This window comes from Paenibacillus sp. P46E, from assembly GCF_001909095.1.
Classification (GTDB): domain Bacteria; phylum Bacillota; class Bacilli; order Paenibacillales; family Paenibacillaceae; genus Paenibacillus_AQ; species Paenibacillus_AQ helianthi.
In genome coordinates this window covers 21,025-34,278 of the sequence record NZ_LVYZ01000034.1, presented here as the reverse complement: position 1 = coordinate 34,278, position 13,254 = coordinate 21,025, and the positions used below count along the sequence as shown (strand labels likewise).

Genomic DNA, 13,254 nt, shown 5'->3' with positions numbered 1-13,254 from the left:
TGAGAAACATATCGTTTTTATTATAGTATCTGGAAGAAATTAAATCACTAATTTATGCTTGTAATTCCATGTGAAGGTAATCCTGTGGATATCAGATAGGAGGAGAACAGATGAAATACGAATCGGCCAGTCCTGAGGATTATATCAGCCAGCTGCCTGAGGAACGGAAGGAAGTCATAATGAAGCTGAGACAGATACTCAAGGACAACTTGCCTGCGGGGTTTCAGGAAACCATGTCTTATGGAATGATAACCTATGTTGTTCCCCATCAGATTTATCCGCCTGGTTATCATGTTAATCCCGATCAGCCGCTCCCTTTTGTCAGTATAGCCTCGCAGAAGAATTTCATTGCACTCTACCATATGGGGCTCTACATGGTACCCGGGCTGCTGGCTTGGTTCAAGGAAGAATATCCGAAGCATGTTCAAACCAGGCTCGATATGGGGAAATCCTGTATGCGGTTCAAAAAAACAAACAGCATTCCGTATGATCTTATTGCACAGCTGAGCAGCAAGATTACTGTGGATGAGTATGTTCGAATGGTTGAGGCCGAAGTGAATAGGGCTAAGAAGAACTAGCGGATCTAAACTATAGGCTGCTGTTTCAAAAAATGCAGGATCGCATCATTTACCATTACGGGGTTCTCTCTCAGCATGTGCGGCCGGTGGCTGCCTCCAGGAACAACAAGATACTGAGAGTTCTTTACCAGAGCAGTCAAGTGCTGGAGCTGGAATTCCTGTACAAAGGGATCATGCTCCCCGGCGATGAATAGGGAAGGGCAACCGATGCTGTGGATCTGCTCTTCGGTTAGTTGCGGGAATAACCGCCAGTCTGCGGCGCTCTGCCGCATGAATTCCTGCCAGTTTCCGCGGTGCGCCTCCTCATGCCGTTCGAGCATTTGTTGGATGATGACGTCCTTGCCGTGTGCAGCAAGCCATTCCGGCTCATATTCATCCGCACCGGACGGCTCTTTGAATCCGCTGGAGCCGATGGTCGTCATTGAAAATACACGCTCCGGCGCATTTAACGCGACATACATGGCCACTCCTGCACCCAGGCTATAACCGATCAAATGCGCTTTGGAGATGGACAACTGCTCCATAAACGCAGCAATATCATCCGCCAGCTGTGGGGTGCTCCAGCTCAGATTCGCGCACCGGGTTCTGCCATGTCCCCTGAAATCCGGGAAATAACAGGTGTACGTATTCTGAAAATCAAGGATTTGACTCGCAAATGCCAATATCCCCCTTGAATAAGCGCTGTGCAGAAAGATAACAGGCTCTCCGGTACCCATCTTTTCATAAAACAACTCTAAGTCACTCAATTGAATATATGGCACGATATCCTCCTTGTAGGAACAAGCGTTCCTTCCATTGTACTCCTGGAATATGGATATGTCACGGGCGAAACTCACTTAAGGGAAGGCAGGTTTCGGTCCGTCCGCGATCCAGGATATGGTATGATTTTGGGTAAACAGTTGCTTTTATTGGAGGAGAGAACCTACGGATGATTGATCTTAGAGTGATTGATAAGGAGAATTTCTTGACGATTATTAATCTTAGTGTTGGTGAAGAGCAGAAGAGTTTTGTGGCTTCGAATGCAGTATCCATTGCACAATCCAAGGTCCAGCCCGAGTGTATCCCGCTTGCCGTGTATGACGGGGAGACCCCCGTCGGATTTGTCATGTATTGCATCGATACGGAGGATAACAAGTACTGGATATACAGATTGATGATCGACCAAAGATATCAGTCCAAGGGATACGGACAACATGCGATGAAGAAGCTGGTCTCTCTCATTCAGCAGGACAAGAGTCATCATGTCATCTACATAAGTTTTGAACCTGAGAATAGAAGAGCAGAGATGCTCTACCGCAATTTGGGGTTTACCCAGGATGGCCGGATTATAGATCATGAAATCGTGTATACATTGGAATATGAATGAATTGGAGACAGAATGTTCTGTGGGCAAAAACATTTTTCAGTTGAACTTGGCATACGTCTTGTACAGTGAATCACTTACAATTAAGGAAAGACAATGCCAAGGGAGAAGGATACATATGGGGACTCGTTATAGAGACTATACATCAGATGACATGATGAAAGTGAGCCGGTTCTTGTCACATGCCCATTCACAATTAAATCGGCCGAGCAGCTGGACGATTGCCCGTTTTGAATTCGAAATTTTTTTCTATCAGTTGAGGGCGGGCTTGCTTCCCGAGTGGGAACAAAATATCGGACTGTGGGAACGCGACAATGGGGAACTGGCCGCTGTGGTTTGCAGGGATGGGGATTTCTACTTTCAATTGGATACAGATCATCCGCAGGAGGAGCTGCTGTGTGAGATGTTAGAATTCATCGAAGCGAAGTCTGCTCCGGCTGCCGTGAAGCTTGCAGTGCCAAAGGGGATGTCAAAGCTGGAAGAGTTGGTCCAGGGCAGGGGATATGTGCATCTCCCGAACGAGAGCGATAATATCATCTCCATCACGCTGGAGAAGGATTTTCCGGTGAATATTCCTGTGGGCTTTTTGCTTCAATGCGGGGAAGAGGTGTCAGACCAGGCTAAAGCGCAAGGCCACATAATGGCGTTTAACTACCCGGGAACTGCACATGCAGAGCAGATGCTGCGGTTATACGGGGGCATCCGCCAAGCACCGGGTTATCGTCCGGATTTGGACTTATCTCTGGTTAATGAGCAGGGTGAGGTCGTGGCGTTTTGTAATGCTTTTGTGGATGAGGTGAACCGGATAGGAATTCTTGAACCGGTGGGAACCCATGTGGATTACAGACTGAGGGGGCTGGGCCAGGCTGTAATCTATGAAGCGCTGAACCGTCTGCGGTTCCTCGGCATGGTTAAGGGATATACAGGTCCCATGCAGCCATTTTACCAGCGTATCGGATTTCAGATGGATGTGGAGTTTGAGGTATGGCAGAAGGACTGAAAGATAGACCTTTCGGACAAAACCGTCAGGATCTCAATTATATGAATCAACTGGATCCTAGGTATACAAATCAAGAGCTTAATGATCATTTACTGATTCAGTACACAAGGATCATTTGAGTTTCATCATATATTACTTATCAAGTATTTTTCCATTATCGCATTTCCATCATTGTTCTCAACTTCTTTATATTTTAGTTTTTTATATAAATTGTAGGCAGGTTCATTGAAATTAAATACACTAAGGCTGAGTTTTCTAATTCCTTTATCTTTGGCATCCTGCTCTATCAATTTCATAGTTTCAAATCCATATCCCTTATTTCTATAATTTTGCATAACCAAAAAATCACAAATGAATCCTGATGTATTCTCTTTTTCATACCAAATAAAACCAATTTCCTCTAAACTATGATTTATTATTACATATATATAATTATTTTTTGTTAATAAACCCATCGGAAGTAGTTCATTGAATTCTTTTTCAGCACATTTATAAGCATCTTTATCGCTACACATTTTAGATTTGATTAAATCTTTTGCATAGTCATTAACAGACCACTCTTTAAATTTTTCAAATTCATTTTCTGACATATTTCGGATCTTTATCATTTATTAACCCCTATTCATTTAAATTTCTTGTTTGCTAATGAATTACGCGAATTTATTGAGCTATCTTGCCTGATAGTTGGACAGTAGCCAATAATACCGACAACCTGTTCGTCATGATGCTAACGTTTCCCCGTAGCTTAATAGTTTTATGTTTTAATTAGAGTCGCTGCTTATAGTTGTGAGGCTTGCCGAACACCTAATACAGTGACGTCCCGACGGGCTTAGGGGGCTGGATGTGGTAACTCGCTTTCTCAGAATGACCCGGAGCGTCAATATGGTTTTAGCCGAAGGAAGTTCTGGAAGCAGCCATTGCATTTAAGGCGTTCTCAAAATAGCTATATACTTCATCTGCAATTCCCAGAAACTCTTCAACAAGTACATTACTATCCAAGTAACAAGCATACAGATAATCAACTAAAGCAGAGTCAATCTCACAATAGTTTAATATGGCATTTTTCATCTTAATAATGTCATCTTGCCATACACCTGTATCTTCTAAAACTAAAGAGTATAATGCACGAATTAATCTCTTAGAGTAACCTTTAATATATCTAGTTTTCATTGTGTTATCACTAGCATTAGAAAGTAAACTATGTATACGATCTACTTCCTCCTTGGTCTCTGTATTTAAGTCTAAAATGAACTCTGGAGAAATAATTATCGGTGGTACTTTTTCACCAATGTCATGACCATATACGCAAATACAAATTATCTTTACCCAAAAACCCCACTCATTTGGTTTACTTAATACATCGTCAATCGAGCAAATTATCGTATCAATCTTAGTTACTACTGGATATTCTTCCAAAAGCTTGTCTTTAATATTTGACAATCTTTCGTAATCAATATCTTTAGGATTTACACATACAATAGTAAAGTCTGCATCTGACTTAAAAGGTTTAGCAGTTCCTTTTGGAATCGAGCCACACATATAAATGCTATGAATCTTACCTTTAAATTCGGTAAGTATATTATCTATATACTTATCAACAAAATCCTTATATTCACTTTGTATTACAATTCTATTTATAACTTTTTCTAATATCATATAGACTCCTCCTAAACTAAGAACTTCTTTCGGCTAACGTATTTTTTGTGAACTTCGTAAATTCGTCATGACCTAAGTTATTCGCGGAATCATTCAACTATCCTACCCGTTGAAAATAAAGGCAGCCGATCGCATTTACTGACCGGCTGCCTTATCGTGTTTGAGCTAGGTTTCCCGTTAGTTGAGTCTATCTATGGATTCAGTTCCAAAAATATTTCATTTTCCTATACCCAACATTCAATATTTTTTAGTCCCCCTCGATGGTTATCGTGAGCTTGCTCCCAGCCTCGATAGGAATCTCGAAAATCGCCGGAAACAGTTCCGGATCACTGCGTTGAACTTCTCCAGAACTGGTCAATACCTCGCGTACATCGCCGGAAACACGGATGCTTCTTAAATAATCCGTTGGTACAGGTATTCCGTAGTACAAGGAGAATATAATCTTCTCTTTATACGAATACGTAAACGTTTCTGAATTCCCACCTGCAATGCCATACATATTATAGTGGGGTTTTGTAGCGCATGTATCATTCAACTTATGGTCTCCGTTAGAGCGGCTTAGTGGGCAACGCAAGTAGTTCTCTGTTCTTTGATTGAGTTCTCGATTACACCGGATCGGGAGGGGCAGTGCGGTTATTACTCGCTTGCTCGTACGCATAGGCAAGTCTGAATAGCGAAGGTTCACTGTATGCGGTTCCCACAAAAGTTATCCCCTGCGGCCCCTTAGTTGTATATCCTCCTTCTGCGATGATGCCTGTCTCTGCATATCCTCCCGGCACAGTAATGGCAGGATACCCCGCACGTGCGGATAAATCGAGCCCATCCTCGTTACCAAGAAACAGCAACGCGTCCAATTGATATTCGCGAATCGCGTGGTCGATCCCCTGGCCTCGGGCTACCTCTCGGTTAAGGTGTAAACTCTCGATGTACGCCGTTTCAGTTAACATACCAGTCGTTTCGTTAGACCAGATTAGCGTATCTTGGCCGTATTTCAGCGCGGAATCACGATGCGTTTCGTTATAGGCTATGAGTTCATCTAACGTTCTAACCGAAGCACCGGTACCTGCTTTGGCTAGATAATCGTTCAGCCCTTTCTTGAACTCGAAGCGCATCACGTCCCAATCCCACTTAGCACTCTCGCAAGGTAACGATACCGGATCGATGATAGTCGCCCCGCATTCCTTGCACAAGGCGATCGCCCGTTCGATAATCGCTAACCGGGCTTGGTCCAGTTCTCGATAATAATGACGTGGTACACCGATTCTCGCAGCACGTAAACCTTTAAGATCCAAAAACTGTGTATAATCCTTGTGCGCTATCCGCTCATTAGATAACATGGCTGCATCTTCCGGGTCTATTGCTGCCATAGCACCGAGTAAGATCGCGGCGTCCCTGACTGTCCGAGTCATTGGGCCGGCTGAATCCTGGCTCTGAGTAATCGGGATGATGCCCGAACGACTGACGAGCCCGATTGTGGGCTTCAAGCCGACGAGGTAGTTCTGCGAGGACGGGTTGATGATTGAACCGGATGTTTCTGTTCCGATGGCTGCGGTACACAAATTCGCAGCAACTGCAACACCGGGCCCCGAACTCGATCCACCTACGAACAACTCACCGGGCCCATAAGGATTTAGTGTCAGGCCCCCTCTGGAGCTATACCCTGCCCACATCGTAGACGACATAAAATTCGCCCATTCGGTCATATTAGCCTTTCCCAAGAATACTGCTCCTGCAGCCCTTAATTGCGCGGCTACGGACGAATCCCCCGGTGCGAAATGGTTCGCCAATGCGACCGAACCGGCACTAGTATGCATACGGTCATTTGTATCGATATTGTCCTTGAGCAAGATCGGGATGCCGTGAAGCGGTCCGCGAGATCCGACTTGCTGTCGTTCTTCGTCTAGCGACTTTGCGACAGCAATCACGTCCGGATTCACTTCCAGCACTGCCTTCAATATAGGGTTAAACCGTTCAATTCTCTCCAAATACCAGCGAACGCAATCCACTGCTGTTAACGTCCCTAATTCCATCTCTGCTTGTAACGAAGAAATGTCTGCCTCGAATAACCTTTCGTTTATCTTTCTATCCATTTTAGAAGGCACTCCAATTCTACTTTTCAATACTCAGCTAATTGTTCAACGTCTTCTTCAAATCAATTGACAGCTATGGCTGATGTTTTGCGGTCAGGACCCAAGGCAAGACACGTTAGCCTTACGCAGTTATTATCCTATTTGAATTGGGCCTGAAGCCATTCTGCCGACAGCTGCATGTAACCTAGCTGATCCGCAGCATCGAAATGCTCGATCGCTACCGTATCCCTGTACCCGATGGACTTTAGCCGCTCCAGGATTTCTAATATAGGAATGCAGCCGGAGCCTACAGGGGCCGGGAACAGCTTCGTCCCGTTTGTGCTGATCTTCGGCGTTTCAACACGGTGCTCCTCCAGTGAGCGGTCTTTGCAGTGGACATGAACAATTCTCGACTCCAGCTTCCCGAAGGCTGTCAGCGCATCCTCACCCTGATAGATGAAGTTGCCGGTGTCGAAGGTACAGCCCAGCTTCGGAACCTTATCCATAAACCATAGTAATTCTTCGGAAGTGGAAAATGGCGCACGGCTGTCATCGAAATCCTCCAAGGTGATGACCATACCTTTCGACTCCGCGTACTCACACATCTCCCGGAGCGCTGCAACCATTCGCTGCAGCGAGCTGTTCCGCAGCTCCTCGTCGGCTGATTCTTCAATGAAACCTGGAATCACAAGTACCTTGTCCGCACCCAAAAACTCGGCCGTGTCAATGAAATCCAGTCCGGGATGCACATCGGGAGCATTGCCAAAATCAAAAAAAGCGTACATTGAAGCTACCGAAATTCCAGCTTGCTCCAGCTGATTTTTCATGGCCACGCGGCTGGGTTGTACCTCGTCCAAATCCAGTTCAACCGCCTGAATGCCCCATTCGCGCGCCCGGCTTAGCACTTCCGGTACCGACAGCCCAGTTTGCTTACTTGCGGTAACAATATGGTTGAAAAACACAGATATTTTCATAAATGAACTCCTTCCGTCCTATCAGAGTCTTGCAATCGCTTCCTTGAATTAGTATAGGGGATATTCAGCAGGGGTTCCACTGTGGAATTCAGTATGCAGGACAGGTGTCCTTTTATTGTTCTCTACATTACTCTAATATGATGAACAGGAATTCTGATACAGGGGAGAGATCCAACTTGAATACAGTAAAGCTCAGTTTTATCGGTGCGGGATTTCATGCATCTACCAATATTTACCCTTCTGCTATCCAAGCAGGGGCTGAAATTGCCGCGATATCGACCCGTGATCTGGAGCGTTCGAGGGCCGCGCTTCAGCGGTTTGGCAGCAGGGGCAAGCCTTATGACGATTACCGGAAAATGCTCCGGGATGAAGAAAGCGATGGGGTGGTGGTAGTCGCGCAGCCGCAGGATCAAAGCGCATTGGTGCTGGACTGCATCCATGCCGGAAAAAATGTATATGTGGACAAACCGCTAGGCTGGAATGGTCCGGAGGCTCTTCAGCTAGCAGATGCAGCCGAACAGGCCGGAGTGGTACTGATGGTGGGATTCATGAAACGTTATGCCCCCGTCTATATGAAGCTGAAGGAGCTAATTACAGGAGGGACATTGGGCGGCGCCCGCTCCTTCCAGGCACGGTTCGCAGTAGACAGCACACCTTTCTGTAAAGACGAGGAGCAATTCATAAAGCTCGCTGCCATCCATATTGTAGATTTACTGCGTTTTTTGTTTGGTGAAGCAGTACAGATTTCGGGATTTACAAACAATGACAAAGCACAGATCTCCCAGAGCATTTCACTGAAATTCGCAAATGGCATTGTGGGCAGTGTTTATTTTGCCGGGATGAGTGCCTGGTCCAGAGAAAGTGAGAGCCTGACGGTTACCTTCGATCACGGGTTTGCCTGTGCGGATGAAGTGGTGAAGCTATCGGTTCATCATTCTCTGTCAGCCAGCGGCCTGCCCTGGCAATCTCTTGCGGAGCAGGATATCATGTTCACCCCTTCGGCATCCGCAATGTCCGGCGGTTACAGAGATCTATACCTGCGAGGCTTTGTTGGCGAAATGGCGCACTTCATGAAATGCTGCCGGGAAGGGTTGACCCCTGTCTCCAGCGGACGGGATAATGTGAAGACCATGGAGCTGTGTGATGCTATTCTGTCAGCACTGATGTAAATGGGTTTACTGGGGGAGAGTTCAATGATCACAGAGCTGCATGCGGCAACATCGCGGTAAAAGCTATAGTTAGTGGAATGAATCCGGGCTGGGTATTCGCAGAGCTGTGAATTGAAGCCTATGCATCGATATAGTCATCTGCCCCTCTTAAGAAGCAGCATAATGCCCCCTGGATGCAGCTTACGCAAAGCCTATTGAAGATGCGCTTTTACAAAAATATACTGTAATTGCAGGCAGAAGGGCGGGAGGGACGCAGATGAAAATCACCATTGAGAGCATACCGGAAGACAGCGAGCCTGAGATTATTTTGAGGTGCAATGATCCAGATGAAGAGGTGCTGAAGCTGCTGCATTCCATTCCATCCATGACGGTATCCAAGAAGCTGATCGGCATGACCGATCTTCAAATGCATATCATCGACCCGAATGAGGTGTATTATTTCGAGGCTGTGGATCACAAGGTGTTTATCTATTGTGCCAAGAAGGTTTATGAATCCAGGTTGAAGCTGTATGAGATTGAGCTGGCCTATGCGCACAGGGATTTTTTTAGAGCCTCCAAATCAACCATCCTGAATATTGCCAAAATCAAGTCCGTCAGCCCGGTCCTTTACGGAAGATTCGAAGCTTTGCTGCACAATAGCGAAAAGGTCTTCATTTCACGGCAATATGTTCCGCTACTGAAACAAAAACTAGGACTCTGAGGAGGATCCATGATGAAAACCGGCAAATTCGTATCCTGTATCTTGAAGGATTTGTTCGCAGCATGTGGATGTGTGACGATTCTGGTGGCGATTGTGCTGACCTTGAACTCGACCAGTTCCGTCAGTACATCAATATTATGGCAGATTATTATGGCGGCTGCGGCGTTTACCTGCTTCAAATACGCTTTGGTAAGTACACAAGGACTTAGTAAAAATGCGCAAACACTGAGCTTTTATATCTGTTTTGTGCTTGGCGATGTTTTTGTAATCCTATGGCTGTGGCTCTTCAGTTCCGGACCGTTCAGGGAAAAAGGGCTGCTGCTTCCCTTCGTGATTACCATCCTGGTGATTAAGGGTATGGTGTACGCAATGCTGCACATCGATGGGAAGAAGGAAGCCAAGCAGCTGAATGAAAAGCTGAGCGAGTATCAGAGCGGCGGTAACAATTTATGAAGGAGTGTCTGCGACCTAATCAGAACTCCGTACGTAAGTAGAGAGACATATACCTACCTACGGAGATGATGATATGCTTCTCAATCAAACTTCTTTAATACCTCTTGGGGCTTCGAATTCCCAGGAGAACGCACTTCCTCCTTCCTGGGACCTGTTCCGGCAGCGTTATGAGTGGCTTGAACCTCAAATTCACGCCTTAGTGGCTGAGGAAAATGCTGGGGAACGGTTGGCCCGTGATGCGGAAGGCTTGCTTAAGAGCTATGCCGGAACTGCAGTGAAGCCTGTTTTATACGGAGTTCCTGTAGGCATCAAAGACTTGCTGCATGTGGAGGGATTGCCTACCCGGGCCGGGTCCGGTCTGCCGGCTGAGGTGTTGACCGGCCTGGAAGGGTCGTTGATCCGGCGCCTCCGCTCGCTGGGTGCGCTGATCGCAGGTAAGACGGTTACCGAGGAATTTGCCTATAATGGCCCAATTGCCACGCGTAATCCCCATCATACGGATCATACCCCGGGTGGTTCAAGTGCAGGGTCAGCAGCAGCGGTTGCTGCAGGATTATGCCCGCTGGCAATTGGCACCCAGACCCTCCGTTCTGTGATCGCACCCGCGTCCTTTTGCGGTGTGGTGGGCTTCAAGCCAAGCTATGGCAGAGTGCCGCTGGATGGAGTTGTTTTGCTGGCCCCTTCTTTTGATACCGTGGGGTTCTTCACACAGAATGTACCGGATATGCAGGTTGCTGCAGCTTCGCTTCTCCCCGACTGGAGGAACCAGCCTCAGCAAGCCCGCAGCAAACCGGTACTTGGCATCCCCCAAGGGGGATACATGGAGCTGATGAGCAGTGAGGTGAAAGGAGCTTTTAACGCACAAATCTTAAGTCTTCAGCAGCAAGGCTATGAGGTAAAGCAAGTGAGTATGCCGTGGGAGGATGAGTTTATCTACGGAAATGCCATGCTGCGGTTTCTGGAGGGTGAAATGGCCCGGGAGCATGCCCGGTGGTTCGGTCGTTACGCAGAGTGCTATGGCAATCCCGTAAGGGAGGCTATTCTTCGGGGCCGGGAAATCTCTGATTCGGAGCTGGGGATGTACCGCAGGAAGCAGTACAGGCTGCGCAGGGAGCTGGAGACCGTCCAAGCAGCACAGGGAGTGGACCTCTGGGTATCGCCAGCTCAGGGTGGAACAGCACCTAAGATCGGTGAGGGCACCGGGTGGTCCGGGATGACCGCTATCTGGACCTTCGCGGGTTGTCCTACCGTCAGCCTGCCATCTGCAAGTATTAACAACCTGCCGCTTGGCTTTCAATGCATCGGGCGTTATGGGGAAGATGAAGCACTTCTGGCTTAGGCGCAGGAGATTGCAGGACATTTGGAAGTTATTTACGGATAAACGAAAGCCCGCTGTTATTAAATTTTGAAAATTTGTCACTTTCGTAGCAGAAACCGCATATTGATCTCGCCGCTGCCTGCGATGTTTGGCCTAAGGCCCAGGCGGATGGCGTTTTTCTTCAATCTGGCTTTGACCTGGCAAGGCGAGAGCGAAGGACAGCTCTGCAGCAGCTGGGCGGCTGCACCGGAGACAATGGGGGTAGAGATGCTGGTGCCGGACAACACGAAATATTGTTGGCCAAACCGCAGGTACGGGAAATTACGGGCCAACTGGGAGCCGGGGGCACGAAGCGAAATGACAGATTCCCCCGGGGCGACAATATCCGGTTTGATCTTGCCGCAGGGTGCCGGGCCACGGCTGGAATAGAAGGTAATGCGGTCATCTTTTGGGGTGAGGGTCCGGCGGTCATCTACAGCTCCTACGGTAATAGCGGACGGACTGATGCCCGGTGACTCTATGGTTTTGCGTCCGGGTCCGCTGTTGCCAGCGGCGATTACAACAATAAGTCCGGCTTTGACTGCTTTTTCTACAGCCTGGCAGAGCAGGTCGTCCTTGCATGATGTGGTTACAGGTCCGCCGAAAGACATCGATAGAATGCGCAGCTTCAGACGTTTACGCTGCGCAACACACCATTCGATCCCCTTAATAATGGTTGAGTCGTAGCCATCTCCGTTAATATCCAGTACTTTAACACCTACAATCCCCGCTTCAGGTGCAGGACCTCTATATTTCCCTTTGCTGAGCCAGCCGTTACCCGCCGCATCCCCGGTAATATGAGTGCCATGACCGTTGTCGTCATAGGGGCGCTTGCGGTGATTGATGAAATCCTTGAACGCCACGATGCGGTTCACGGGCCGGACCAGATCGGGATGAGGGAATACTCCGGTGTCAAGCACCGCAATGTTGATCCCTTTTCCGGTAAGCCCCCTTGAGCGCTTCACAGCAGTTGCACCGATGGATGGGGTGGCAATATCCAGCGATATGCTTTTAATGTCATCCAGGTATATCTTATGAACGCCCTCCCAGCAACACATCCGTTCCAGGCATTTCATTGAAATATGTGAGGAAACCGCATTGAGCATTGGAATTCGATGTTTGACAGACATAACGTGTGAGCCTAAATGCTTGTGTAAGGCTTGCATCCTGCTCTGGGTTAACTTGTGATTGAATTGAATAATAACAGGCAGCGCCGCTGATCCCTTACTGGAATGAACCGTTTTGCGAATACGGCTCCTCAGCGGACGGTTCATTTTGGAAGCATACTGCTTCATCCATATTTTTTTGCCCATGGCTATCGTGTCACCTCTCCGATACAGGGTATGCGCGGAAAGGGATGATGGGTACATTTCTATAAATCTGAGACAATACCACATTTCTGGAAGAGTAGTAGGCAAGAACGCGGTTCACTGCAAGCGCAAATTGCATCTATTACTGTATCCTATCAGAAAGTGGTGAAGCAAATGAAAGCTCCTGACAAGAAAGCAATCCTGGCCCGAAAAGCGTTGCTGGCCAAAAAAGCAATGATGGCCCGTAAGGCAAATGCAAAAAAGGTAGTGAAGAGACGCAGAATCAGACAGACCTTTGACAGATTCGTAGTGCTTGCTACAAGCCTGGGCAATGTAAATAAGGATTCCACGGGTTGGACAGCCTCTTTGACAAGTGGCGCAACTACGGTAACTACTGATTTTGACGATTTTGGTGTTGCCAGATTCCCTACAATCAGTACGTTGACAACTGTATCCTATGTGCTGAGAATCAGAGATGAAGCAGGTAATCTCTTAACTACCAAAAGCGTCTCTGCCAACCGCGAGTTTTTTGTTGCCAGATTCTAATCCTGACGACGCATTGAAATGAGCCCAAACGGCGCGTACCAGATGGTACGTGCTTTTTGGTACGCTTAATAGGCATTCG

At 47.3% G+C, this 13,254-nt stretch carries 15 protein-coding genes; 8 read left to right on the top strand and 7 right to left on the bottom strand.

Annotated elements, in window-relative coordinates:
• Window positions 1-110: 110 nt before the first annotated feature.
• Window positions 111-578 (top strand): DUF1801 domain-containing protein, encoded by a 468-nt coding sequence (locus A3849_RS11065; RefSeq protein WP_074111466.1) that lies wholly within the window; start codon window positions 111-113, stop codon window positions 576-578.
• Window positions 579-583: 5 nt separating this feature from the next.
• Here A3849_RS11065 and A3849_RS11060 read toward each other — a convergent pair whose 3' ends face one another.
• On the bottom strand, window positions 584-1,339 hold the full coding sequence (locus tag A3849_RS11060) for an alpha/beta fold hydrolase (RefSeq protein ID WP_074111465.1): 756 nt from the start codon (window positions 1,337-1,339) through the stop codon (window positions 584-586).
• Window positions 1,340-1,506: 167 nt separating this feature from the next.
• On the opposite strand from A3849_RS11060, the gene A3849_RS11055 reads away from it, so the two are divergent.
• Window positions 1,507-1,944: a GNAT family N-acetyltransferase gene (locus A3849_RS11055; RefSeq protein ID WP_074111464.1), complete on the top strand. Its 438-nt coding sequence runs from the start codon at window positions 1,507-1,509 to the stop codon at window positions 1,942-1,944.
• Window positions 1,945-2,059: 115 nt separating this feature from the next.
• Window positions 2,060-2,941 carry a GNAT family N-acetyltransferase gene (locus tag A3849_RS11050; protein WP_074111463.1) on the top strand — a complete coding sequence of 294 codons (882 nt, stop codon included), beginning with the start codon at window positions 2,060-2,062 and terminating at the stop codon, window positions 2,939-2,941.
• Window positions 2,942-3,066: 125 nt separating this feature from the next.
• Here the strand turns inward: A3849_RS11050 and A3849_RS11045 are convergent, their stop codons facing one another.
• The 5 genes from A3849_RS11045 to A3849_RS11025 form a co-directional block, all read right to left on the bottom strand.
• Entirely contained in the window at window positions 3,067-3,549 is a 483-nt protein-coding gene (locus A3849_RS11045) for a GNAT family N-acetyltransferase (protein WP_074111462.1), read from the bottom strand.
• A 280-nt stretch (window positions 3,550-3,829) separates the two neighbouring features.
• Window positions 3,830-4,597 (bottom strand): nucleotidyltransferase domain-containing protein, encoded by a 768-nt coding sequence (locus A3849_RS11040; RefSeq protein WP_074111461.1) that lies wholly within the window; start codon window positions 4,595-4,597, stop codon window positions 3,830-3,832.
• A gap of 247 nt (window positions 4,598-4,844) precedes the next feature.
• Entirely contained in the window at window positions 4,845-5,132 is a 288-nt protein-coding gene (locus A3849_RS11035) for a hypothetical protein (protein WP_178382661.1), read from the bottom strand.
• 70 nt (window positions 5,133-5,202) lie between these two features.
• Window positions 5,203-6,687, bottom strand: a complete 1,485-nt coding sequence (locus A3849_RS11030) for an amidase family protein (protein WP_074111460.1) — start codon at window positions 6,685-6,687, stop codon at window positions 5,203-5,205.
• 137 nt (window positions 6,688-6,824) lie between these two features.
• Window positions 6,825-7,640 (bottom strand): sugar phosphate isomerase/epimerase family protein, encoded by an 816-nt coding sequence (locus A3849_RS11025; protein WP_074111459.1) that lies wholly within the window; start codon window positions 7,638-7,640, stop codon window positions 6,825-6,827.
• Window positions 7,641-7,816: 176 nt separating this feature from the next.
• Here A3849_RS11025 and A3849_RS11020 point away from each other — a divergent pair, with 176 nt between their 5' ends.
• The 4 genes from A3849_RS11020 (at window position 7,817) to A3849_RS11005 (ending at window position 11,301) form a co-directional block, all read left to right on the top strand.
• The gene (locus tag A3849_RS11020; protein WP_074111458.1) at window positions 7,817-8,809 is read left to right on the top strand and encodes a Gfo/Idh/MocA family protein; all 993 of its coding nucleotides are present in this window, start codon (window positions 7,817-7,819) and stop codon (window positions 8,807-8,809) included.
• 256 nt (window positions 8,810-9,065) lie between these two features.
• Window positions 9,066-9,509 (top strand): LytTR family DNA-binding domain-containing protein, encoded by a 444-nt coding sequence (locus A3849_RS11015; RefSeq protein WP_074111457.1) that lies wholly within the window; start codon window positions 9,066-9,068, stop codon window positions 9,507-9,509.
• A gap of 12 nt (window positions 9,510-9,521) precedes the next feature.
• Entirely contained in the window at window positions 9,522-9,962 is a 441-nt protein-coding gene (locus A3849_RS11010; protein WP_074111456.1) for a DUF3021 family protein, read from the top strand.
• A gap of 73 nt (window positions 9,963-10,035) precedes the next feature.
• Window positions 10,036-11,301 (top strand): amidase, encoded by a 1,266-nt coding sequence (locus A3849_RS11005; protein WP_074111455.1) that lies wholly within the window; start codon window positions 10,036-10,038, stop codon window positions 11,299-11,301.
• Between the two features lie 77 nt (window positions 11,302-11,378).
• Here A3849_RS11005 and A3849_RS11000 read toward each other — a convergent pair whose 3' ends face one another.
• On the bottom strand, window positions 11,379-12,632 hold the full coding sequence (locus A3849_RS11000) for a S8 family peptidase (RefSeq protein ID WP_074111454.1): 1,254 nt from the start codon (window positions 12,630-12,632) through the stop codon (window positions 11,379-11,381).
• 171 nt (window positions 12,633-12,803) lie between these two features.
• Between A3849_RS11000 and A3849_RS10995 the strand changes: the two genes are divergently transcribed.
• Window positions 12,804-13,175 (top strand): hypothetical protein, encoded by a 372-nt coding sequence (locus A3849_RS10995; RefSeq protein WP_074111453.1) that lies wholly within the window; start codon window positions 12,804-12,806, stop codon window positions 13,173-13,175.
• Window positions 13,176-13,254 lie beyond the last annotated feature (79 nt).